General features: G+C 70.5%; 25 protein-coding genes and 1 pseudogene. 11 read left to right on the plus strand and 15 right to left on the minus strand.

Features of this window, described 5'->3' with window-relative positions; genetic code table 11:
* Nucleotides 1-2: 2 nt before the first annotated feature.
* The 6 genes from clpB to HCK04_RS14285 all read right to left on the minus strand — a co-directional run bounded on the left by clpB (nt 3) and on the right by HCK04_RS14285 (nt 7666).
* The gene (gene clpB, locus HCK04_RS14260) at nt 3-2639 is read right to left on the minus strand and encodes an ATP-dependent chaperone ClpB (protein ID WP_205830225.1); all 2637 of its coding nucleotides are present in this window, start codon (nt 2637-2639) and stop codon (nt 3-5) included.
* Nucleotides 2612-2938 carry a chaperone modulator CbpM gene (locus tag HCK04_RS14265; RefSeq protein ID WP_142647752.1) on the minus strand — a complete coding sequence of 109 codons (327 nt, stop codon included), beginning with the start codon at nt 2936-2938 and terminating at the stop codon, nt 2612-2614. Before HCK04_RS14265 ends, clpB begins: the two co-directional genes overlap by 28 nt.
* A complete protein-coding gene (locus tag HCK04_RS14270; protein ID WP_205830226.1) occupies nt 2935-3900 on the minus strand; it encodes a J domain-containing protein in 966 nt (321 codons plus the stop codon). Before HCK04_RS14270 ends, HCK04_RS14265 begins: the two co-directional genes overlap by 4 nt.
* Entirely contained in the window at nt 3897-4415 is a 519-nt protein-coding gene (locus tag HCK04_RS14275) for a nucleotide exchange factor GrpE (RefSeq protein ID WP_142647754.1), read from the minus strand. Before HCK04_RS14275 ends, HCK04_RS14270 begins: the two co-directional genes overlap by 4 nt.
* Nucleotides 4416-4421: 6 nt before the next feature.
* The gene (gene dnaK / locus HCK04_RS14280; RefSeq protein WP_142647755.1) at nt 4422-6335 is read right to left on the minus strand and encodes a molecular chaperone DnaK; all 1914 of its coding nucleotides are present in this window, start codon (nt 6333-6335) and stop codon (nt 4422-4424) included.
* A gap of 554 nt (nt 6336-6889) precedes the next feature.
* Nucleotides 6890-7666 carry a DUF2267 domain-containing protein gene (locus HCK04_RS14285; protein ID WP_168065929.1) on the minus strand — a complete coding sequence of 259 codons (777 nt, stop codon included), beginning with the start codon at nt 7664-7666 and terminating at the stop codon, nt 6890-6892.
* A 315-nt stretch (nt 7667-7981) separates the two neighbouring features.
* Here HCK04_RS14285 and HCK04_RS14290 point away from each other — a divergent pair, with 315 nt between their 5' ends.
* Nucleotides 7982-8815 carry an aldo/keto reductase gene (locus HCK04_RS14290; RefSeq protein WP_142647759.1) on the plus strand — a complete coding sequence of 278 codons (834 nt, stop codon included), beginning with the start codon at nt 7982-7984 and terminating at the stop codon, nt 8813-8815.
* 262 nt (nt 8816-9077) lie between these two features.
* Here HCK04_RS14290 and HCK04_RS14295 read toward each other — a convergent pair whose 3' ends face one another.
* Genes HCK04_RS14295 through HCK04_RS14305 form a run of 3 tightly spaced genes read right to left on the minus strand, consistent with a single transcriptional unit; the run spans nt 9078 to nt 10561 of the window.
* A complete protein-coding gene (locus HCK04_RS14295) occupies nt 9078-9371 on the minus strand; it encodes a DUF1330 domain-containing protein (protein ID WP_142647761.1) in 294 nt (97 codons plus the stop codon).
* 33 nt (nt 9372-9404) lie between these two features.
* Nucleotides 9405-10106 (minus strand): MFS transporter, encoded by a 702-nt coding sequence (locus HCK04_RS14300; RefSeq protein ID WP_205830227.1) that lies wholly within the window; start codon nt 10104-10106, stop codon nt 9405-9407.
* On the minus strand, nt 10103-10561 hold the full coding sequence (locus HCK04_RS14305; RefSeq protein WP_260617254.1) for a MarR family transcriptional regulator: 459 nt from the start codon (nt 10559-10561) through the stop codon (nt 10103-10105). The genes HCK04_RS14300 and HCK04_RS14305 overlap by 4 nt, the downstream gene beginning before the upstream one ends.
* Before the next feature lie 75 nt (nt 10562-10636).
* Here HCK04_RS14305 and HCK04_RS14310 point away from each other — a divergent pair.
* A pseudogene (locus HCK04_RS14310) lies at nt 10637-10753 on the plus strand (transposase); the annotation flags it as partial.
* A 215-nt stretch (nt 10754-10968) separates the two neighbouring features.
* On the opposite strand, the gene HCK04_RS14315 reads toward HCK04_RS14310, so the two are convergent.
* Entirely contained in the window at nt 10969-11409 is a 441-nt protein-coding gene (locus HCK04_RS14315) for a winged helix DNA-binding protein (protein WP_142647763.1), read from the minus strand.
* A 235-nt stretch (nt 11410-11644) separates the two neighbouring features.
* Between HCK04_RS14315 and HCK04_RS14320 the strand changes: the two genes are divergently transcribed.
* From HCK04_RS14320 to HCK04_RS14335, 5 genes are all read left to right on the plus strand, one after another.
* Nucleotides 11645-11815: a hypothetical protein gene (locus HCK04_RS14320; protein ID WP_168065931.1), complete on the plus strand. Its 171-nt coding sequence runs from the start codon at nt 11645-11647 to the stop codon at nt 11813-11815.
* An 838-nt stretch (nt 11816-12653) separates the two neighbouring features.
* A complete protein-coding gene (locus HCK04_RS14325; RefSeq protein ID WP_142647765.1) occupies nt 12654-13784 on the plus strand; it encodes an FAD-dependent monooxygenase in 1131 nt (376 codons plus the stop codon).
* Between the two features lie 493 nt (nt 13785-14277).
* The gene (locus HCK04_RS41110; protein ID WP_142647767.1) at nt 14278-15189 is read left to right on the plus strand and encodes an AfsR/SARP family transcriptional regulator; all 912 of its coding nucleotides are present in this window, start codon (nt 14278-14280) and stop codon (nt 15187-15189) included.
* Nucleotides 15111-15311 (plus strand): ATP-binding protein, encoded by a 201-nt coding sequence (locus HCK04_RS14330; protein WP_240971424.1) that lies wholly within the window; start codon nt 15111-15113, stop codon nt 15309-15311. Before HCK04_RS41110 ends, HCK04_RS14330 begins: the two co-directional genes overlap by 79 nt.
* Nucleotides 15304-15669: a hypothetical protein gene (locus tag HCK04_RS14335; protein ID WP_142647769.1), complete on the plus strand. Its 366-nt coding sequence runs from the start codon at nt 15304-15306 to the stop codon at nt 15667-15669. The genes HCK04_RS14330 and HCK04_RS14335 overlap by 8 nt, the downstream gene beginning before the upstream one ends.
* Before the next feature lie 447 nt (nt 15670-16116).
* On the opposite strand, the gene HCK04_RS14340 is transcribed toward HCK04_RS14335, so the two are convergent.
* Both HCK04_RS14340 and HCK04_RS14345 read right to left on the minus strand, forming a co-directional pair.
* Entirely contained in the window at nt 16117-16254 is a 138-nt protein-coding gene (locus tag HCK04_RS14340) for a hypothetical protein (protein ID WP_168065933.1), read from the minus strand.
* A 90-nt stretch (nt 16255-16344) separates the two neighbouring features.
* On the minus strand, nt 16345-16860 hold the full coding sequence (locus HCK04_RS14345) for a DUF2306 domain-containing protein (protein ID WP_142647771.1): 516 nt from the start codon (nt 16858-16860) through the stop codon (nt 16345-16347).
* Between the two features lie 87 nt (nt 16861-16947).
* On the opposite strand from HCK04_RS14345, the gene HCK04_RS14350 reads away from it, so the two are divergent.
* Together HCK04_RS14350 and HCK04_RS14355 are read left to right on the plus strand one after the other, a co-directional pair.
* Nucleotides 16948-17286, plus strand: a complete 339-nt coding sequence (locus HCK04_RS14350; RefSeq protein WP_142647773.1) for a helix-turn-helix transcriptional regulator — start codon at nt 16948-16950, stop codon at nt 17284-17286.
* Entirely contained in the window at nt 17268-17849 is a 582-nt protein-coding gene (locus tag HCK04_RS14355; protein ID WP_142647775.1) for a hypothetical protein, read from the plus strand. Before HCK04_RS14350 ends, HCK04_RS14355 begins: the two co-directional genes overlap by 19 nt.
* Before the next feature lie 124 nt (nt 17850-17973).
* On the opposite strand, the gene HCK04_RS14360 is transcribed toward HCK04_RS14355, so the two are convergent.
* Nucleotides 17974-18396 carry an arsenate reductase ArsC gene (locus HCK04_RS14360; protein ID WP_142647777.1) on the minus strand — a complete coding sequence of 141 codons (423 nt, stop codon included), beginning with the start codon at nt 18394-18396 and terminating at the stop codon, nt 17974-17976.
* Between the two features lie 160 nt (nt 18397-18556).
* On the opposite strand from HCK04_RS14360, the gene HCK04_RS14365 reads away from it, so the two are divergent.
* Both HCK04_RS14365 and arsB read left to right on the plus strand, forming a co-directional pair.
* The gene (locus tag HCK04_RS14365) at nt 18557-18871 is read left to right on the plus strand and encodes a metalloregulator ArsR/SmtB family transcription factor (RefSeq protein WP_142647779.1); all 315 of its coding nucleotides are present in this window, start codon (nt 18557-18559) and stop codon (nt 18869-18871) included.
* On the plus strand, nt 18868-19950 hold the full coding sequence (gene arsB, locus HCK04_RS14370; protein WP_142647781.1) for an ACR3 family arsenite efflux transporter: 1083 nt from the start codon (nt 18868-18870) through the stop codon (nt 19948-19950). Before HCK04_RS14365 ends, arsB begins: the two co-directional genes overlap by 4 nt.
* 79 nt (nt 19951-20029) lie before the next feature.
* Here the strand turns inward: arsB and HCK04_RS14375 are convergent, their stop codons facing one another.
* Both HCK04_RS14375 and HCK04_RS14380 read right to left on the minus strand, forming a co-directional pair.
* The gene (locus HCK04_RS14375) at nt 20030-20392 is read right to left on the minus strand and encodes a metalloregulator ArsR/SmtB family transcription factor (RefSeq protein WP_142647783.1); all 363 of its coding nucleotides are present in this window, start codon (nt 20390-20392) and stop codon (nt 20030-20032) included.
* Between the two features lie 78 nt (nt 20393-20470).
* The gene (locus HCK04_RS14380) at nt 20471-21520 is read right to left on the minus strand and encodes an FAD-dependent oxidoreductase (RefSeq protein ID WP_142647785.1); all 1050 of its coding nucleotides are present in this window, start codon (nt 21518-21520) and stop codon (nt 20471-20473) included.
* Nucleotides 21521-21570 lie beyond the last annotated feature (50 nt).

Consider the following 21570-nt stretch of genomic DNA (forward strand, 5'->3'; position numbering starts at 1 on the left):
GGTCAGCCCTCCGGGTTCTCGTAGGTGACGATGAGCTCGCCGCCGGACATGGCCACCCGGATGGTCGCGCCGTCCCTGACGTCGCCGGCGACCAGCGCCCGCGCGACCCGGGTCTCGACCTCCCGGGCGATGAAGCGGCGCAGCGGACGGGCTCCGTAGACGGGGTCGAACCCGCGCTCGGCGATGTGGCGGACCGCCTCCGGGCTGATCTCGAGCGTCATCCTGCGCTCGGCGAGCCGCGCCCTGATGTCGTTGAACATCAGCGTGACGATCTGCTCGATCTCGGCCTCGGTGAGCGGCTTGAACAGCACGATGTCGTCGATGCGGTTGAGGAACTCGGGACGGAAGCGGGCACGCAGCTCCGCCATGACCATCTCGCGCACCTCCGGGTCGATCTCGCCCGACGGCGCCGCCTTCTCACTGAGGTAGTGCGAGCCGATGTTCGACGTCATGATGATCACGGTGTTGCGGAAGTCGACCGTACGCCCCTGGGCATCGGTGAGCCGCCCGTCGTCCAGCACCTGCAGCAGGGTGTTGAACACGTCCGTGTGCGCCTTCTCGATCTCGTCGAAGAGCACCACGGAATAGGGCTTGCGCCGCACGGCCTCGGTGAGCTGGCCGCCCTCCTCGTAGCCGACGTACCCGGGCGGGGCGCCGACGAGGCGGCTGACGGTGTGCCGCTCCTGGTATTCGCTCATGTCGACGCGGACCATGTTCTCCTCGGTGTCGAACAACGCCTCGGCCAGCGTCTTGGCCAGCTCCGTCTTGCCGACTCCGGTCGGCCCGAGGAAGATGAACGACCCGATCGGGCGGCGGGGGTCCTTGATCCCCGAGCGCGCCCTGATGATGGCGTCGGCGACCGCCCGCACGGCCTCGTCCTGGCCGATCACCCGCTCGTGGAGGATCTCGTCGAGCCGCAGCAGCTTCTCCCGCTCGCTCTCCTGCAGGCGGCTGATCGGGATGCCGGTCCATCGCGACACGATGCCGGCGATCTCCTCCTCGGTCACCACCTCGCGCAGCAGCCGGTGCCCGCCCTGCTTGCTCTCCAGCTGTTCCTCCGCGGCATGCAGCCTGCGCTCCAGTTCGGGGAGCCTGCCGTGCCGCAGCTCCGCCGCGCGGTTCAGGTCGTACATGCGCTCGGCCTGCTCGGCCTCCCGCCGTACGCTCTCGATCTCCTCGCGCAGCTGCTGCACCTTGCGCAGGGCGTGCCGCTCGGCCTCCCACTGGGCCCGCATGGCGTCGGCCTCCGCCCGCAGGTCGGCCAGCTCCTTGCGCAGCGTCTCCAGGCGCTCCCGGCTCGCCGGGTCGTCCTCCTTGGCGAGCGCCGCCTCCTCGATCTCCAGCCGCGTCACCCGGCGGGTCAGCTCGTCCAGCTCGGCGGGCATCGAGTCGATCTCCGTACGGAGCATGGCGCACGCCTCGTCGACCAGGTCGATCGCCTTGTCGGGGAGGAAGCGGTCGGAGATGTAGCGATGGCTCAGCACGACCGCGGCGACGATCGCGCCGTCCTGGATCTTCACGCCGTGGAAGACCTCGAGCCGCTCGCGCAGCCCGCGCAGGATGGAGATGGAGTCCTCGACCGACGGCTCGTCGACGAAGACCGGCTGGAAGCGGCGCTCCAGCGCCGCGTCCTTCTCGATGTGCTTGCGATACTCCCCCACGGTCGTCGCGCCGATCATGTGCAGCTCACCGCGGGCCAGCATCGGTTTCAGCATGTTGCCGGCGTCCATCGCCCCCTCGGCGGCGCCCGCGCCGACCACCGTGTGCACCTCGTCGACGAACAGCAGGATGCGCCCCTCGGACGCCTTCACCTCCGTGAGCACGGCCTTCAGGCGCTCCTCGAACTCGCCGCGGTATTTCGCCCCGGCGACCAGCGCGCCCATGTCCAGGCTGAAGATCGTCTTGTCCTTCAGGCCCTCCGGCACGTCGCCGCGTGCGATGCGCTGCGCGAGGCCCTCCACGATCGCCGTCTTGCCCACGCCCGGGTCGCCGATCAGGACCGGGTTGTTCTTGCTCTTGCGGGACAGGATCTGGACGACCCGGCGGATCTCGCCGTCCCGCCCGATGACCGGGTCGAGCTTGTCCGCCCGCGCCTCCGCCACCAGGTCGCGCCCGTACTTCTCCAGCGCCTCGTACGCGACCTCCGGGTTGGCGGAGGTCACCCGCTGGTTCCCGCGCACCTGCGTCAGCACCTGCAGGAAGCGCTCGCGGGTGAGCCCGTGTCCCTTGAGCAGGCGGCCGGCCGCACTGTCGACGCCCTCGTCCAGCAGCGCCAGCAGCAGGTGCTCGACCGACACGTACTCGTCCTTCAGCCGGCCGGCCTCCCGCTCGGCGGCGTCGAGCAGCCGCGACACCCGCTGGGTGACGTAGACCTGGCCGGGAGCGGCGCCGGGGCCGGTGACGCGGGGCCGCCGCTCCAGTTCGTGCTCCAGTTCGAGCAGGAGCTTGTCCGGGTCGGCGCCGGCGGCGGACAGCAGGCGCGGGACGAGCCCGTCGGGCTGCCGGATCAGCGCCAGCAGCAGGTGCTCCCCGTCGACCTCGGTGTGTCCGAAGCGGATCGCCGCGGTCTGGGCGTCGTGCAGTGCCTCCTGCGACTTCTGCGTCAGGCGGTTCAGGTCCACGATCTGTCTCCGGTCCATCTCGTACGGGTACGCAGAGCCGCCTCCAGCTCCGCGATTCGGTCCAGAAGGTCGGTCACGAGGCCGAGGGAGGCGTAGTTGACGGCGAGTCCGGCGCGCAGGCGCTGAAGGCGCCCGGCCGCGGCGACCTGGGCGGGCGGGAAGCACAGGCCGCCCGGCAGGCCGGGGCAGGTGTCGATCAGCCCGAGCGCCACCAGGCGGCGCACCAGTTCCGGGTGCAGTCCCGTGGCCCGGGAGAACGACTCCAGGTCCAGGTGACCGACGTGGACCCGGGCGAGCCGGACGAGCGGATAGGTCATGACCGGCTCCTCGGGTTGAACGTCGAGACCCTGGCCAGCTGCTCGTACAGGCGGCGCTCCTCGTCGCTGAGCTTGGGCGGCACCATGATCCGGGCCTCGGCCAGCAGGTCTCCGGGCCGGCCCCGCGGGTTCGGCATGCCCTGCCCGCGCAGCCGCAGGCGGCGCCCGGACGAGGTGCCCGGCGGCACCTTGACCTTCGCCTCCCCACCCGGCGTGTCCACCGCGACGGTCGCCCCCAGCGCGGCCTCCGACGGCGTCAGCGGCAGGCGGACATGGATGTCGCGCCCCTCCACGCGGTAGCGCGGGTGGTCGGCGATCCGCGCGATCAGGTAGAGGTCGCCGGCCTTGGCGCCGCCGCTGCCCGCGCCGCCCTGGCCCGCGAGCCGGATCCGCTGGCCGTCGGTCACCCCGGGCGGGATGTCCACCTGGAGGGTCCGCCCGCCGCCCGGGCCGGGGATCGTGATGGTCCGCCGGCCGCCGCGGTAGGCCTCCTCGACCGTGAGCGGCAGCTCGGCCTCCTGGTCGGCGCCGGGCACCGGGCCCCAGCCGCGGCCGGTCGCGCCACGCCTGCGCCCGCCGAAGACGCCGCCGAACAGGTCGTCGAGGTCGATGCCCTCGAAGCCCTCGCCGACGGTGAAGTGGATCTCCTCCCCGCCTGGTCCGCGCGCCCAGCCCGGTCTCGCGCCGGCTCCCGCCCGGGCACGGGCGTACGCCGCAGGGTCCACGTCCTCGGGCACCCGGCGGAAGTCCGGCCCGAACGCGTCGTATCGCCGCCGCGTCTCGGGGTCCGACAGCACCGCGTACGCCTCAGAGATCTCCTTGAAGCGCTCCTCGGCGTCGGGAGACTTGTTGACGTCGGGATGGTAGGTGCGGGCCAGCTTCCGGTAGGCGCGCTGGATCTCGTCCTGGCTCGCCGTTCTCGGCACGCCCAGGATCTCGTAGAAGTCGCGCTCCGCCATCATTCGCCGGCTTTCGTGGAGACGACGACGGCGGCCGGGCGCAGTTGCAGCTCGCCCTCGCCGTAGCCGGGCCGTACGACCTCGACCACGGTGCCGGGGTCGGCGTCCGGGACGGCGACGGTGCCGACCGCCTCGTGCCTGGCGGGGTCGAACCGCGCGCCCACGTCGTCCCTGCGCGGGAAGCCGAGGCGCGCGAGCACGCCGACCGCCTGGTCGCGGACGGCCCGGACCCCCTCGATCACCGCGCCGGCGTCGGCACCCGCGTGCTTGAGCGCGAGTTCGAGGTTGTCGACCACGGGCAGCCACTCCGCCGCCACGCGCATGCGCTCGTCGATCCGCTGCCGCTCCATGTCGCGTGCGACCCGCTTGCGGAGGTTGTCGAGCTCGGCGACGGCGCGCAGCCACCGGTCCTCCAGCTCGGCGAGCTGCTCCGCGACGGGCTCCTCGATGGGCTCCTCGACGGGTTCCTCGACGGCCTGCCGGGGCTCCGGAGGTGCTTTCTCGTTCCGCTCGGTCATGTCGGATCACGGGCTGTTGGGGCTGGTGAACTCGGCGTCGATGACGTCCTCGTCCGACCCGCCCGAGGCGGACTGCGCCTGTCCCTGCGCCTGGCCCTGGGGCTGTCCCTGGGTCTGGCCGGAGGCGGCGGACGCCGTCATACCGAGGCCGTGGTAAACCTGCTGCAGCTCCGCTGTCAGGCTCCGCAGCCGGTCTATGGGCGCCTCCTCCTTGATCGCCTGACGTGCGTCCATGATCAGCTGCTCGGCCCGCGCCTTCTCGTGCACCTGGACGGCGTCGCCCAGCTCCGACAGCCGGCGCTCGACCTGGTAGGCGGCGGAGTCCAGCTCGTTGCGGGCGTCGATCGCGGCACGAAGCTGCGCGTCCTCGGTGCGGTGCCGCTCCGCCTCGGCGATCATCCGGTCGATCTCGCTCTTGTCCAGGTTGGAGCTCTCGCTGATCGTGATGCGCTGCTCGGCGCCGGTGTCCTTGTCCTTGGCGGAGACGTTCAATATGCCGTTGGCGTCGATGTCGAAGGTGACCTCGATCTGCGGCACCCCGCGCGGGGCGGGCCGGATGTTCTCCAGCCGGAAGCGGCCGAGCACCCGGTTGTCCGCGGCGCGCTCGCGCTCGCCCTGCAGGATGACGATGTCCACGGCCGACTGGTTGTCCTCCGCGGTGCTGAACGTCTCCGTACGGCGGGCCGGGATCGTGGTGTTCCGCTCGATGATCTTCGTCATCACGCCGCCGAGCGTCTCGACGCCGAGCGACAGCGGCGTGACGTCCAGCAGCACGACGTCCTTCAGCTCGCCCTTGATGATGGCCGCCTGGACGGCCGCGCCGACGGCCACGACCTCGTCCGGGTTGACCGTCATGTTCGGGTCCTTGCCCGTCAGCCGCCGCACGAGCTGCTGCACGGCCGGCATGCGGGTGGAGCCGCCGACGAGGATCACCTCGTCGATGTCGTTCGTCGTCAGCTTCGCGTCGGCCATGGCCTGCTCCACCGGGCCCCGGCAGCGTTCGAGCAGGTCGTGCGTGATCTGCTCGAAGGTCGAGCGCATGAGCGTGGTGTTCAGGTGCTTGGGGCCGGTCGCGTCGGCCGTGATGAACGGCAGGCTGACCTGCGTCTGGGTGACCGCCGACAGCTCCACCTTGGCCTTCTCCGCGGCCTCGAACAACCGCTGGAGTGCCTGCGGGTCGCGGCGCAGGTCGATGCCCTGCTCCTTGTGGAACTCGTCGGCCAGGTGATCCACGATGCGCCGGTCGAAGTCGTCGCCGCCCAGGTGGGTGTCGCCCGAGGTGGCGCGGACCTCGATGACGCCCTCGCCGATGTCGAGGATGCTGACGTCGAAGGTGCCCCCGCCCAGGTCGAACACGAGAACGGTCTCGCTGCCCTTCTTGTCCAGGCCGTACGCCAGGGCCGCCGCGGTCGGCTCGTTGATGATGCGCAGGACCTCCAGGCCGGCGATCTTGCCGGCGTCCTTGGTGGCCTGCCGCTGCGCGTCGTTGAAGTACGCCGGCACCGTGATGACGGCCTCGGTGACCTTCTCCCCCAGGAACTTCCCGGCGTCCGAGGCCAGTTTGCGCAGCACGAAGGCGGAGATCTCCTCCGGCGCGTACGGCTTGTCGCGCACCTTGAACCGCACGGCGCCTTCCGGGCCCGGCACGACGTCGAACGAGACCGCCTTGATCTCGCTCTGCACCTCGTCGAACTTGCGCCCGATGAAGCGCTTGGCCGAATAGATCGTGCCTTTCGGGTTGAGGATCGCCTGGCGTCTGGCCATCTGGCCCACCAGCACCTCCCCCTGGTCCGTGAAGGCCACCACCGAGGGAGTCGTACGCGACCCCTCGGCGTTCGGGACGACCGTCGGATGCGTGTCCTCGGTGGTCGCGATGACCGAGTTGGTCGTGCCGAGGTCGATTCCCACCGCCTTGGCCATGTCCTCATCCCCCTCCTCTTGGCGCTCGCCCGAGCGCAGCGGCCTCACGAGCGCCCGTGAGCACTCCCCTGCGCGACGTCGGCGAATTCGATGATCGGAAAGTCGTGGCGGTCCAGGACGCCCTCCGCGTGCCGGGCCGCGTCGCACCCGCTGCAGGTGGCCGGCGCCACCTTGCGGGGCCCTGTTGTTCTCGGGGCGCTCACGGGACCAGTCCCCCGGCTGTTCCAGATCGTGAAGTCAGCTCGCCACGCCGCTGAAACGCATCAGCCCGAGCCGGAAGAACCGGGATCCACACCACCTTCGGACCGGTGGTGTCAGGGCTCTGCCGGCGAGCGTGTCCCCGTCGGCTTGCGGAACACCGCGACGGGATTGTCGTCTCCTCCCGCCTCTCGTTCCCCCGCACCACCCTTCCCGCACCTCATCTGCCTCCGATGAGCCGTGGCAGGCCGCCCAGTGGAACGCCAGAGGAGAAGCAAGCGACCGGGAGGAGGCGCTTCCGGGGACCCGCCAGGGTGCGTGGAACACGTGGAGCGGCGAGCCCGCCCGCCTCCCGCTCACGGATGGGGAATCAGGGCCCAGTACTCGTCCGGCAACTGGACGGTGACGTCGAAGAACTCGTCGACCGTGACGGCCTCGCGCAACGTGGCGAACACCGCGGCGGCATGTTCCCGCGCCTGGTCAAGGGACACGCCCTCTCGCTCGGCCACCCGGCGCAGAAACTCCTCCAGCCCCATCCGCGTGGCCGTGCCGGAGCTGTTGGCGATGCCCCGTCTCAGCGGTGGATGCAGCCGGACCGGCAGCTCGCGGATGAGATCCCTGACCTCGCCCGCGGCGATGCGCTCCGCGAGCGTCTCCAGCACGGCCGCGGTGGCGCGTTCGGCGCCCTCGGCGTCGAGGCCGGTCCGCCTGGCGACCCTGGTGAGGAACTCCGAGGACCGCATGACCTCCACGTGCCTCCGCTGGGCCTCGGCCACCAGGGGATCGAAATCCTCCGGCAGGTCCGCCCCCAGGTCGGCCACCTCCTTGGCGTCCAGGGCACCGCCCAGCGCCCAGAAGACGGCTCGCGCGCGCCGTTCGGCCTCCTCGACGTCCACCTGCTCCCGCTCGGCCACGCGCCGGAGGAACTCGTCGACGTCGAAGGCCTCGGAGCCCTCGTCCGTGTAGACGTACGACTTCAGCTCGGCGGGCAGTTGCCGGAGCAGGTCGCGGCTTTCCCCCTTCGACAGACGCCGCGCGAGCGTCTCAAGCGTCGCCTGTATGGCGCGCTCGGCGGCCTCGGCGTCCAGGCCGGTCTGACGGCTCACGGTTTCGAGGAACTCTTCGTAGTCCACGGCCGCGCTCCTCGCTCGACACAGCATGCATGGGTTTCTCGTGGTCAGCTACCCGCCGGCCACGGGGAGGCTCATCCAGCTCAAAGCGGCGTTTCCGGAAAATGACGCTTCCATGGCCTGGGGTTACCCGGGACGCATCCCCCGCAGTCTCCCGAGCCCGTCCCGGGAAGAGCGCATAACGCATGACCATGCGCAGGGCATCGCCGCCACGACACCTCGCGTCGTGTACCGGGAGCCCGGCATCCATGAGGCCCAGGCGCGGTCTCACCTGCGCGGAAGCATAGGCTGATTCGTAGCCGGCTTGGGGAGGCCGCCATGCGTACGACCACATTGCCGTCCGGCGAGCAGGTCGTGGTCCTTGGGCAGGGCACCTGGCACATGGCCGAGAACCCGTCGCGGTGGGACATCGAGATCAAGGCGCTGCGGCTCGGCCTCGAGCTTGGCATGGCCCTGATCGACACCGCCGAGATGTACGCGGACGGCAGGGCGGAACGCCTGGTCGGCGAGGCGATCGCCGGCCATCGCGACGAGGTGTTCCTGGTCGGCAAGGTCCTGCCGCAGAACGCGACCCGCACGGGCACCGTCGCCGCCTGTGAGGGAAGCCTGCGCCGCCTGGGCACCGACCGGCTGGACCTCTACCTGCTCCACTGGCGGGGACAGGTGCCTCTGGAGGAGACGCTCGCCGCCTTCGAGCAGCTTGTGGCCTCGGGGCGCATCAGGTGGTGGGGCGTCAGCAACTTCGACGTCTCCGACATGGAGGATCTCGTCGCGATCACCGGCGGCTCGGCCGTGCAGAGCGACCAGATCCTCTACAACCTCGCCAGACGCGGTCCCGAGTTCGAGCTGATCCCCTGGTGCCACAACCGAGGCATTCCGATCATGGCGTACTCGCCGATAGAACAGGGCCGGTTGCTCGGCCGTCAGGCGCTTCTCGACGTCGCGGTCCGCCATGAGGTGACCACGGCGCAGGTGGCCCTCGCATGGGTGCTCCGGAACGACGGCGTGATCGCCATACCGAAGTCGGGCGTGCCCGCCCACGTGGAGCACAACGCGGCGGCCGCGGCCATCCACCTCACCGACGACGACCTCCTGCTGCTGGACGCGGCGTTCCCGCCGCCGCTCTCACGGCGTCCGCTCGAACGGCTCTGAGCCTCCCGTCGCCGACCGAGCAGAAGCCGGAGATCAGGTCACGGGCGTTCCCGTCAGACGCGAGTCCAGGAGCCTGGTTCCCGGCCTGTCCGATCTGCTGGAGGCGCCGTTCGCGGCGCTTCCTCCGCCCCGGCACTGGGGACAAGGCTGGACAGACCCGCCGATGTCCCGCGAGAGCTACCACGTGAACCGCCTGGAACGGGCGGTCGCGTCGACGTCCATACCGGCCGCCCGCAGTTCCGCCTGCGCGCGTTCATCTCTGTCAGTCGATGCCTTCGACGATCCGGAAGTCGCGCTCGACGCCGTCGGAGAGGGCGGTCAGCGCCTCCTGGTAGGCCGCACTCTCGTACGCCGCGACGGCCTGCTCGAAGCTGTCGAACTCGACCAGGACAGTGCGCTCGGCTAGTCCGGCGTCGTGCGCCACGACCCGGCCGCCACGGACGAGAGTCCGACCGCCCCCGGCCTTGACGGCCGGACCGGCCAGCTTGTTGTAAGCAGCCAGCTTCTCGGGGTCGGAAATGGTGCGGTAGGCGCTGACCCAGTAGCCCTTGGGCATGGAACCTCCAGTGTCGGGATGAGTGCATCGGACTTACGGGTTGGTCTCGGGCCGGCGTCGGCGGGCGAGCGCGAGGCTTGTCAGCGTCGTGATCGCCATGGCGCCGATGCCGGCCGGCGCCGCGGTGGTGTAGGCGCTGTCGTCGGGGAAGAGGTGGCCGGGGCCGGGGCCGGCGGCGTCAGCTTGCCGGCGACGAACCCCAGCACCGAGAACGGGATGAGGACCAGCCCGGCGACGAAGGTCGTCAGCCCGAAGCCGTAGCCGGCGCCGTGCGGCGTCCGAGATCAGGGCGATCACGGCCGCGCCGCGCTCCTCGGGGAGGTGGTCCCGGGCCACGCCCGTCATCAGCGCCGTCAGCCCGAGCCCGATGCCCTGGGCCGCCCTGCCGGCCAGCAGCCACGCGAACGGCAGCGGCAGCACGGTGAGCGCGCTGCCGGCGACGACGACCGCCGGCGTGGCGAGGATCGTGGCCCGCCGGTGCGGGCCGGCTCCGAGCCGGCCCAGGACCGGCGTGGCGACGGCGCCGCTGAGCAGCGCGACGGTCAGCGTCCACTGCGCGCTGCCGAGCGAGACGTGGAACAAGGTCGCCACGCTGGTGATGAGCGGCGTCCCGAGGCTGCCGACCGCCGCCACGACCAGAGCGATGAACATCAGGGCGGGGACCAGCAGCCGCGCCTCGGAACGCGCCACCGGGAACGCCGTCGCCTCGGCCCCGCCGACCGGCCGCCCGGTCACTGCTTCGGCCGTTCGCGGTCCCGGCTTTCGAGCTCTGCCAGATGCTGCAGCGCCGGAAGGGCCGCCACCAGCGCCTCGACCTCGTCGCCGGTGAGCTCGCCGATCAGCCGCTCGAACGCGTGGACGCCCTGCTGGCGCCGCGTCCGGACATAGGAGGCGCCGGCCTCGGTCAGGCACACCAGCGTGACCCGCTTGTCGGACGCGTCGCCGCGCCGCTCGACCAGGCCGGACTCCTCCATCACCCGGACCAGGGTGGTCATCGCGGGCTGGGTGACGCCCTCGACCGCGGCCAGGTCGGTGATGCGCCGCGGGCCGGTCCGCTCCAGGGTGGCCAGGGTGGCGGCGGACGTCAGGCTCATGTCCCGCGGCAGGCGTCTCACGGCCCTGATGGCCAGAGCGTAGAGGGCTGCCCCGATGGCGGCGGAAGCGCCAGGATCGGGGTCGTGACGACTCACGCTCGAAGCATAACACTTTTATATTCATAGTTTATATAAGTGCTCCACCGGCGCGGGCGGCCTCGACCGCTGGGAGCCGGTGACGTCGCGGTGCGCTGCCGCATCGACTTCAAGTACGCCCTCGGCCTGGAGCTGGAAGACCCCGGCTTCCACCACAGCGTCCTGTCCGACTTCCGCGACCGGCTCGCGAGGGCGACCGCACCGACCGACCGCTGGGCCTCGCGCTCACCCTGAAACCGGCGGGCCGACTTGCCCCCGGTGACGCGGCGCAGGCGGTCAGCGAGTCCCGGCCGTGCGGCTCGTCCTGATCGGCGCGGTGGGGCTCGACCTCGATGCGGGTGACGGCTTCCTCTTTCGCGCTGCGGATGGTGATGACGTCCTCGCGCCGGGTGCCGGGGGTAAAGGGTTCAGGGGGTGGCCAGCACCGCGTTGGCCCTGGCCAGGACGGTGTTCAGGACGCGGCCTGCGGTGGCCAGGTCCTCGGGCGACAGGTCGCCCCACAGTCGCCGGGTGATCGGATCGATCGCGGCGCGGACCTGCGTCCAACGCTCGCGTCCTTCGTCGGTGACCTGGACGTGGCCCTCACCGCCGTCGCACAGGAGCCCTGCGGCGGTCAGTTCGGCGATGCGTTCGGCCACCGACGCCCGGGTGGACTGGGTGGCGCTGCCGACACGGTGGATGAGCTCGGCCCGGGCGACGGTCCCGCCGCTGACCACGGTCAGCGTGAGGGTCACCCACTGGGGTTCGGTGATGCCGGTCCCGGCGAGCTGCCGGTCCAGGATCGCGTTCAGCGCCTTCTCGGTCTGGCCGATGAGCGCGGTGCCGAAGGTCTGGGTTGCGGTCGTCACGATGACCTACCAATCCGTTTCAGTAACTAACGTTTATATCGCTAACGTTTGTGTTGTGAACGAACCTACATCGTTAGTCCGACTAACGCAATAGGGTAGGATCAGCGTCATGAGCAGCGGCGGGCCTGGCGCAGCGCCAGGTGCGAGAGCATCGTGCCTGCGGTCGCGGCCACATCGGACGCGACCGCAGGCGAGAGCCGGACGACCAACTTGCCGGTGACGAGCGGAGAGCGACGTGCCGGTCAGATCGACGGCGACCCTGGCTCCGGCACTGCGCCCGACTTCCTGGCCAAGAGCCGCCACCAGGACCTGGCCGGTCTCGGCCCGCTACGTCCGCCTCGGCGCTGAGACCTCCGCCCGCATCACCGCCGAAGCCGACCCCATCCAGCGGCGCCGCCTCCGCTGACCGCACCACACCATGGCGGCCGACTGCTCATCAGGTCGGCCACACCCGCAGGATCTGCTCGTCATCGGAATCGGGCTCGGCCCGCATTCCGACCGGCCTGCACCTTCCCCAAGCTCTCCTTCCAGCGGGCCCGCAATGTCCGCGACGTCGCCCGCTTCACCCTCGACCTGATCGAACGGCAGGCCACGGGGGTCTACAACGTGGCCGCGCCGATCGGCAGGGAGACCGACGGCGGCATGCTCCAAACATGCAAGCAGGCCACCGGTCCGACTGCCGAGCTCGTGTGGATGGAAGAGTCCCGGCTGGCCGAGCGCGGCGTACTGGAGTGGACCGAGATCCCCATCTGGCCGGTACGGCCAAGGCCTCCCGCTCTGCGGTACTCGGGCTGCTGGGTGCCGTGCCGTGTGCCGACTGCCGCCGTTCCAACGCCTCGGGCACGTCGCGATACTCCAGCAGGTGCCGGCCGGCCGGCTCAGCCCCGGCTGCTGGGCGGCCCTGGTGACGCTGCGCTGGTCGAGCAGCGCGTCGAGAGACACCAGCAGGTTGAGGTCCAGGTTCGAGAGCCCCATGACCAACAGCTTGGCCATCGCACTGGTGAGCGACATCACCCATTGCCTCTTCCCTGATGACCATCCCTCCCGCACCATGGTCAACGTCCCCGGCCCGAGAGAGGACCTTCGTGCCCCGCATCCCCGCCACGGCGCCCGTGCACCCTGCGGATCCCGAGGGAGCCATCGCCGCCGCCGAACGGAACTCCAATTGGGGTCGCTGGGGCGTGACCGGCGCCGTGGGCGGACCGGTCAATCCGATCGCAGTCAAGTGATCAAGGAGTCCTGACATGCCCGCCGTGAAGAACGTCCTCATCGTCGGCAGCGGCCTGGCCGGAGCCGGAGCAGCCGTACACCTGGCCTCCGCCGGGGTGGCGGTGGACCTGGTGGAGATCGAGCCGCAGGTCACCGCGCTCGGCTCGGGGATCACCCTGCAGGGCAACGCACTCCGCGAGCTTGACAGACTGGGCGTCTGGGAACGCGCGAGCGAGCGCGGCTACCCTTTCGACGTCACCGGCATCCGGGCGCCCGACCCGTACGGGACGGTGCTCTTCGAGGTCCCGGATGCCAAGACCGGCGGCCCGGACTATCCCGCCGCGATGGGGATGTCCCGCCCCGAACTGGCCCGCATCCTGCACGACCGCGCCAGGGAGGTGGGCGTCAAGATCCGGTACGGGATGACATTCACCGAACTGCGCCAGGACGACCCCGAGGTCGCCGTCACCTTCTCCGACGAGTCCGCCGGGCGGTACGACCTCGTGATCGGTGCGGACGGCATCCGCTCCTCGACCCGCCGTGCGCTGGGCATCGACCTGGAGACCAAGTCGGTCGGCATGGGCATCTGGCGGAGCTTCGGCCCGCGGCCGGCCGGTGTGACACGCACCGACCTCTACTACGGCGGCCCCTCTTATATCGCCGGCTACTGCCCTACGAGTGAGGATTCGCTTTACGCGTACATCGTGGAGGACGCGCAGGACCGCTCCACCCTCACGCCGGAGCAGCAGCTGGCCGTCATGAGGGACCTCTCCCAGGCCTACCACGGACCGTGGGACGAGATCCGGGAGACGCTCACCGATCCCTCCCGGGTCCACTACACGTGGTTCGAGACCCACGTGCTCGCGCCGCCATGGAACCGCGGGCGAGTCGTGCTCATCGGCGACGCCGCGCACACCTGCCCGCCGACCATCGCCCAGGGCGGCGCCCAGGCCCTTGAGGACGCCGCCGTCCTCACGGAGCTCCTGATCACTCATGACGCCGTCGATCAGGATCTCTGGGACGAGTTCCACGCTCGCCGTGTGGGCCGTGCGAAGACCGTCGTCGACGCCTCCAACCAGCTCGCCGCCTGGCAGCTCGCGCGCGAACAGGGCGACATTCCCGGCCTCATGCGAACCATCACGATGCTCGTCAGCCGCCCCGCCTGATCTACCCCTGACCGATCCGTCACCGGAGAAACCGCCCGAACGTCTGATCACCCATCTACGGCACGTCGACCTCGCCGTGCCGACCACGCCAAGCAGCTCGAGTTCTACACTCTGGGGGCTCAAGGCCGAGCACGGCGACACCCGTCTGACCTTCCCGTCCGCCGAGGGGTCGTCCGAGCAGTAGGTCGTCCGGCTGCGCGAGTCGGCCCACAAGCGCATCGACCTCATCGCGTTCGGCGCGGCCAGCCGTGCCGGTCATGCGGCAGCCGTGTTCACACCGCACGAGGGAAACATCACTCCTGTCATACGCTGTGCCCCGTGCAGGTGGACGTACTGGGGGCGATCAGGGCATCCCACAACGGCTACCTGGTCGATCTCGGTGGTCGCAAGCAGCGGCAGGTGCTCGCGGCGCTCGCGTTGTACGGCGGGCGGCCGGTGTCCGTGGACGCTCTCATCGATCTGTTGTGGGGGGGACGCGCCGCCGCCGAACGCGGTGCCGACGCTGCACGTCTACGTCGCCGGCCTGCGCCGGGCGCTCGAGCCCGACCGGCCCGCCCGCATGCCCGCGAAGGTCCTCGTCACGGTCACGCCCGGGTACGCCCTGCGGCTGTCCGCCGAGGCCGTCGACGCGGCCCGGTTCGACGCCGCCGTGACCACCGCGCACGGCCGTCTCGGCGCGTGGCCCGCCGCCACGGCCGGTTCCGTGGTCAACCGGCCCGATCTCACCGCCGCGGAACTGGCCGAGGTGCTCGGAGAACTCGATGCCGCGCTCGCGTTGTGGCAGGGGACCCCGTACGTCGACCTGGGTGAGGTGCCCGCGGCCGTCGCGGAGCGGGCGCGGCTGGAAGAGCTGCGCATGGTCGCGATCGAGGACCACGCGGCCGCCCTGCTCGCCCTCGGGCGGCACGCGACGCTCGCGGCGGAGCCGGAGGCGCTGACGGCGGAGCATCCGCTGCGTGAGCGACTGTGGATGCTGCGCGTCCTGGCCTTGGCCGGCGCGGACCGGCAGGCGGACGCCCTGGAGGCGTTACGGCAGGTACGCCGGATCCTCGCCGACGAGCTGGGCCTGGATCCGGGGGCCGCGCTGCGCGAACTGGAGGGCGCGATCCTGCGTCAGGACTCCGCCATCTTCTGGCGGCCCGCCCCCGCTCCGGTCACCGTCCCCGCCTCCCCTCCCCCTGCCCTTTCCGCCCCGTCCCGTCCCCGCCCGCACCCGCACCCGCGCCCGCGCCCATCGCCGTCCCGGCCGAGGACCCCGCCGCCGGCACCGACCCGCGGCCCTGGCCGCTCGTCGGCCGCACCGCGGAACTCGCCACGCTGGAGGACCTGCTCGCCGCGGCGGCGCGTGGGATTCCGCAGTTCGCGATGCTGGTGGGCGAGCCGGGCATCGGGAAAACGCGGTTGAGTCAGGAACTGGCGGCCCGGGCGCGGGAGCGGGGTTTCGCGGTGCTCGTGGGCCGGTGCTCGGAGGACGAGAGCGCGCCGCCGCGCGGTACGGCTCGGCGACCCGGTGCTGACCGTGCGTAACACCGACGGCTGGCCGTTTCCGATCAGATCCCTCGGCGCCGAGCCGACGGATGACGGTTTCCTGATCCGGACCGGCCTCGGCTGCGACATCGCCGCCGGTCCGGCCTGCCTGACCTTCCCCAGCCATCCCGAGGACTTCAACGGCCAGGAGAACGTCGTGTTCATCGGCTCCGCCACCCCCGTGCCCGGCGGCGCGCACGTCACCGTGGACCGGGCGCTGGCGGACTCCAGCCTCGCCGGCGGCAGGCTCCGGCGGTTGCGCACCCTCCTGGCCAACGGCCGCGCCCTCGCTCCACGGCTCGCCCACGAGGCCGCCCGCCGCGCCCAGCCGGTTCCCCTCGTCCGGCGTCCACGTTGAATCCGCCCCTCGGACACGGCCGCGCCACGTCCACACCCGCCACAGACTCAGGCCCCGCCGGGGTACGGTGCCGGCGAGGCCCGAGGCGTGCCCGGACCAGGGCGCGATCACGGGCCACACGCTCGATGCGGTCGGCGGCCTCGGTGACGTTCCTGACGAGGGCGATCCGTTCGGGCCGGGGGAACCAGAAGCTCCACTCCCCCTCCGCATCCGGCGCGACCATGATGTGCTCCGTGAGGACCGGAGCCTCAGGGTTCATCACGAAGAGGTGGAGCGAAAACCCCTCACCGCTGCGGAGCCACACGGCGAAGCCCCGGCCTTCGAGTGCGGCGGCGAGCGACTGGAGCGCGTCGCGGACCACCGCCGGATCGGCAAGCTGCGTACTCATGGCGCGACCGTACGGCCGCCTCACACGCGCGAACCCAACCAGCGGTTGGGGGGTGACATTCAGGCGATGACGCGGGCTTTTGCCGCGAGCTGCAGCAACACATCCGGAGGACGACGCTTCGCCACGATCATCTCGCCGATGGTCTGCCGTGCGAGCGGGTTGAAGACCACGGTCTCCGCCGACTGTGTCTCCGACATCCGGAGACAGGCGATCAGTTGGTCAATGCCGACTCGTCCTGTACGAAATTGATCAAACTGGATAAGGCGAATCGGCCGGGCGTATAGCTGTCACCGAGAATCACTGTGTGCCGATGCGTGTCGCTGGCGCCTCCGGACGATTGCGCGCGCGATCAAAGCGGAGCCGATAAGGGCTGGGAGCAGCCAGTAGGCAACGGTCGGGAGCCTCTCCCACAACGGCAGGCGGGGGCCGTTGTCGACATAGAAGCCGATCAACAGGAGCACGTAGGACGCGCCCATTGCGAGGATGTGAGGGTCGGGCCGGCGCCCCCGGTTGACGTAGCCCGTCAGCGCGGCGGTAAGGCCAAGGGTGCCGATGACGAACAGGTGGACGTTCTCCCGCCAGCGGATCACCGACATGACGGTCAGGGTGAGGTAGACCACGGCCCACGCCCACAGGTAGACGCGGCCGAACCGCCGGTGCCGTGGGCTTCCCTTCCATGTCAGCGCGGCGATCGCACCGCAGCACACGCAGGTGATCCCTGCAGTGATGTGGATGGCGAGTGCGACGAAGAAGACCGGTCCGGCGTTGGGGATCGGAGTGCCCAGGATGTCGATGTGGTCCATCGCATCTCCAATACGTAGCGTCCCTACATGTAGGGACGCTACTCCGGGTCTTGGCGTACAGGAAGAGCAGATATAGCGTTACTACCTATGAGGGCAGAAGCACTGAAAGGGCACCTGGACGGCCTCCTGCTCGCCACACTGGAGGACGGGCCGCAGCACGGCTACGCCGTGAAGGAAGCCCTGCGCGACGCCACAGGCGGCAAGCTCGATCTACCCACCGGCACCGTCTATCCGGCGCTGCACCGGCTGGAGCGCGCGGGACTGATCAAGGGGAGCTGGTCGGTGGTGGGCGGTCGCAGACGGCGCACTTATGAGCTGACCGAGCAGGGGCGGCGCTCTTTGGCGGGGGCACGCGACCAATGGCAGGAGTTCGCCGCGGTGATATCCGCGGCGCTGGGTGGTGGACCGTGGCCGGCCACGAACTGATCGAACGCCACCTGCGGACGCTCGCCGAACGTCTGCCCGGCTCCGTGGTCGACGAGCTCGCCGACGGACTGCTCGCCTCGTACGACGACCAGATGGAGCGGCTCGGGGACCCGGATGCGGCAGCCCGGGCCGCCCTTGCGGACTTCGGCGACGCCGACGCCGTCACCGCCGCCTTCGTTCGCGCCTCACCGGCTCGGCACGCCGCGTTCACGCTGCTCGTGGCCGGGCCGATCGTCGGCCTGTGCTGGGGCACCGCTCTTATCACCGCCGACGGCTGGGCCGCGGCGATCCCACTGGCCGCACGCCTGGCCTTCGGCCTCCTGCTCGGCTCGGCCGTGCTCATGCTCGTGACCGCCGTCCGGGAACAGCGGCACTATCACACCGTACGGCTGGCCGCCCTGGGCGGCGCGGGAACCGTCGCCGTCCTGGACACGGTCATAATGGGCACGGTCGTCACGCTTGTGCCACCGCCGTCCTTGCTGCTGCTCGTGGCGCTGACCGGCAGCGTCGCGAGGATCATGCTGGCGATACGAGCCATCCCAACACTGATCACACGCCTATGACCATGCTGCGGCATCGTCTCGCGGGGATGCCGGCCCGCCGGCAGGAGGAACGCGACGGGGCGCTGCCGCCGACCGGAGTACGCCCGCGCGAGGACACCCGGGGGTGGCGGCAAGAGCGGCGAGATCAGCTTTCTTGCTGCGCATCGATCTCGGCGATCAAAGCCTGGACGCGGGTGTTGATCTCGTCGCGGATCGGCCGGACGGCCTCGACGCCCTTGCCTGCGGGGTCGTCCAGTGCCCAGTCGAGGTACTTCTTACCAGGAAAGATCGGGCAGGCATCCCCGCAGCCCATGGTGATGACGTAGTCGGAGGCCTGCACCACCTCGGGGGTTAGCACCTTGGGGGTCTGGCCGGAGATGTCGATGCCGACCTCCTTCATCGCCGCCACGACGGCCGGGTTCACCTGCTCGGCGGGCAGCGACCCGGCGGAGCGGACCTCGATGCGGTCGCCGGCAAGCTGGGAGAGGAATCCGGCGGCCATCTGGGAGCGGCCGGCGTTGTGCACACAGACGAACAGAACCGACGTGGTTGTAGCGGTCGTGAGCATCTTCCTTTTCTTTCTCGCCAATAGTGGTGGCGGGCAGGCGCGGGGCAGGGTGGCGAGCAGGTCGGTGACTCGCCCGTCGATCGCGTCGCGAATGGCGTGCCGAAGGTGGGCCGGGGCGTCAGGTTCGCATCAGCGCCGGCTGATGTGAAAGTATCAGTACATGCTGATGTCAGTCGACACTGATCTGTTGCGGGTGCTGGCCGATCCCCTGCGGCTGCAGATCGTGACCCTGCTCGCCCGGGAAACGCTGTGCACCACGCACCTGGTGGAAGAGACCGGCGCGCGGCAGACCAACCTGTCCAACCACCTGAAGGTGCTGCGGGACGCCGGGGTGGTGGACACCGAGCCGTGCGGCCGGTTCACCTACTACCGACTCAAGCCTGACGTCATCGCCTCCTTGGCCGGGCAGTTCGCCGAACTGGCCGATACCGCCCGTGCCACCGCCGCCGCCGGCAGGAAGAGGGCCTGCCCATGACGGCCCCCGAGCCCGCGCACGCCGCGCCCAGCGGCGTGGCGGGCAAGCTGTCGCTGCTGGACCGTTTCCTTGCGGTGTGGATCCTGGCCGCCATGGCCCTGGGCCTCGGTCTGGGCCGCGGCGTCCCGGGACTGAACGCCGTGCTGTCGAAGGTCGCGATCGGCGGCATCTCCCTGCCGATCGCTCTCGGTCTGCTGATCATGATGTATCCGGTGCTGGCCAAGGTCCGCTATGACAAGCTCGACGCGGTCACCGGCGACCGCCGCCTGATGATCTCTTCGCTGGTCGTCAACTGGATCATCGGCCCGGCCGTGATGTTCGCCCTGGCCTGGATCTTCCTACCTGACCTTCCGGAATACCGCACCGGTCTGATCATCGTCGGCCTGGCCCGCTGCATCGCCATGGTCATCATCTGGAACGACCTGGCCTGCGGCGACCGCGAGGCCGCCGCCGTCCTGGTGGCGCTCAACAGCGTGTTCCAGGTCCTGGCGTTCGGCCTGCTCGGCTGGTTCTATCTGCAGGTGCTGCCCGGCTGGCTCGGCCTCGGCCAGGGGCAGCACCTCGGCATCTCCTCATGGAAGATCGCCCTCAACGTCGTCATCTTCCTCGGCATCCCGCTGCTGGCCGGATTCCTCACCCGCCGCCTCGGCGAGCGCAGGCTCGGCCGCCAGCGATACGAGAGCGTGTTCCTGCCGAAGATCGGCCCGTTCGCACTGTACGGGCTGCTGTTCACGATCGTGATCCTGTTCGCTCTGCAGGGCAGGACGATCACCTCCGAGCCCGCCGACGTCGCCCGCATCGCGCTGCCGCTACTGGCCTACTTCGCGCTGATGTGGTTCGGCACCTTCGCCCTCGGCAAGACCCTGGGCCTGCCGTACGACCGGACCGCCACGCTGGCCTTCACCGCGGCCGGCAACAACTTCGAGCTGGCGATCGCGGTGGCCATCGCCACCTTCGGCGTCACCTCCGGCCAGGCCCTGTCAGGGGTCATAGGACCGCTGATCGAGGTCCCCGTGCTGGTGGCGCTGGTCTACGTCTCCCTCGCCTGGCGGCGCAGACTCGCCCCCGCCACCCCCTGACAAGACACCCGTCGGCGGCACGTGTGCTGCTCCGGTAAGTCCACAGCGGACCCGCTGCATACAGGCCCGAACAGTGTTCTCAGACGCGTGCAGCGCCGGTCAGCAGCCGGCCCATCCCGGCCAGCACGCTCGGCTCGACCCGGTAGTACACCCACGTGCCCCGCCGCTCGGAGGCCAGCAGACCGGCCTCCCTCAGCTTCTTCAGATGGTGAGAGACGGTCGGCTGGGAGACCCCGACATCGGAGATGTCGCACACGCACGCCTCGCCGTCCGGCGCGGAGGCCACCGCGGAGAACAGGCGTAGCCGCACCGGGTCGCTGAGCGCCTTGAACATCGCCGCCGTCCGCTCGGCTTCTGCGGCCGTGAGCGTGCGTTCGGTGAGCGGCGGGCAGCACGGCACGACATCAGGCTCCAGCACTGGCAGCGTCCGCGTATTCGACATGCATCTATGTTGACATACGTCGAACCAACGCGTGAGGGCCCACCAGTGCATCCGCCGCAGTGGGTGACGCACGGCCGGTCAGCGGCGCAGGCGTGCAGCCAGCCGGCGGGCGGCGCGGGCGGCGTCCCGGCCCACCCCGCGCAACGAGTTGGACGACAGGCTGCGCTGCCATTCCAGCCCGACGTAGGCGAGCAGAGGATGGGTGAGCGAGGCGCCGTCGCGGTGTAGCGGACGCCCGGCCGCGTCCAGCACGCCGAGCCCTGCCAGATAGGGGAGATCGGGGCGGTAACCGGTGGCCAGCACGATCGCATCCACCTGCTCGGTCGTGCCGTCCGCCCAGGTCACCTTGCCGTCGCCGGCCTCGACGAACAGGGCACGCCGATCCGGGGCATCGACGTCCAGGGCTGAGCGGTAGCGGCCGTCGTCGAGGACCGGCTGCGTCGGAGGTGTGCGCAGCAGGCGGCCCAGCGGCGCGGTGTCCAGCCCGGTGACGGTGAGCCAGAAGTGCAGGTCCCGGCCGAGCAGGTGCTGACGGGCGAACCGCACCGGAGCGCGGGTCGCCAGCGTCACCCGCGCCACCGTGGCGAGTTCGGCGGCGATCTGCACCGCGGAGTTGCCCGCCCCGATCACGATGACTCGCTGACCGGCGAACGGCTCCGGGGTCCGGTAGTCGGCCGCGTGCAGCACCGTCCCGGTGAAGTTCTCCAAACCGGGCAGCGCCGGCCGGTAGGGGTTGCCGAAGGTTCCACTCGCCGCGACCACCGCGCGCGCGGCGAGGCGGCTGCCGTCCTGCAGGGTGATGCCGAACCCTTCGCCCTCCGCGCTGACCTCCGCCACGCGGGCACCGGTGCGAATGTCGGCGTCCAGGCGGGCGGCGTAGGCGGTGAGGTAGTCCACCACCTCGTCACGGTGCGGGTAACGGTCCGGGTCGCCGCCGAACGGCATCCCCGGCAGCGAGCTGTAGCGGGCCGGGGAGAACAAAGTGAGGCTGTCGTAGTAGTGCGGCCACGACCCCGCCGGCCGGTCCGCGGCCTCCAGCAATACCGGCGTCACCCCCTCTCGTCGCAACGCGTACGCCGTGGCCAGCCCCGACTGGCCGCCCCCGATCACCACAACCTCGGCTTCCATGACGAACCCTCTTCCTATTTCGATGAATGTCTATGTTGACGAACATCGAA

The organism is Microbispora sp. CL1-1, from assembly GCF_012034195.1.
Classification (GTDB): Bacteria; Actinomycetota; Actinomycetes; order Streptosporangiales; family Streptosporangiaceae; genus Microbispora.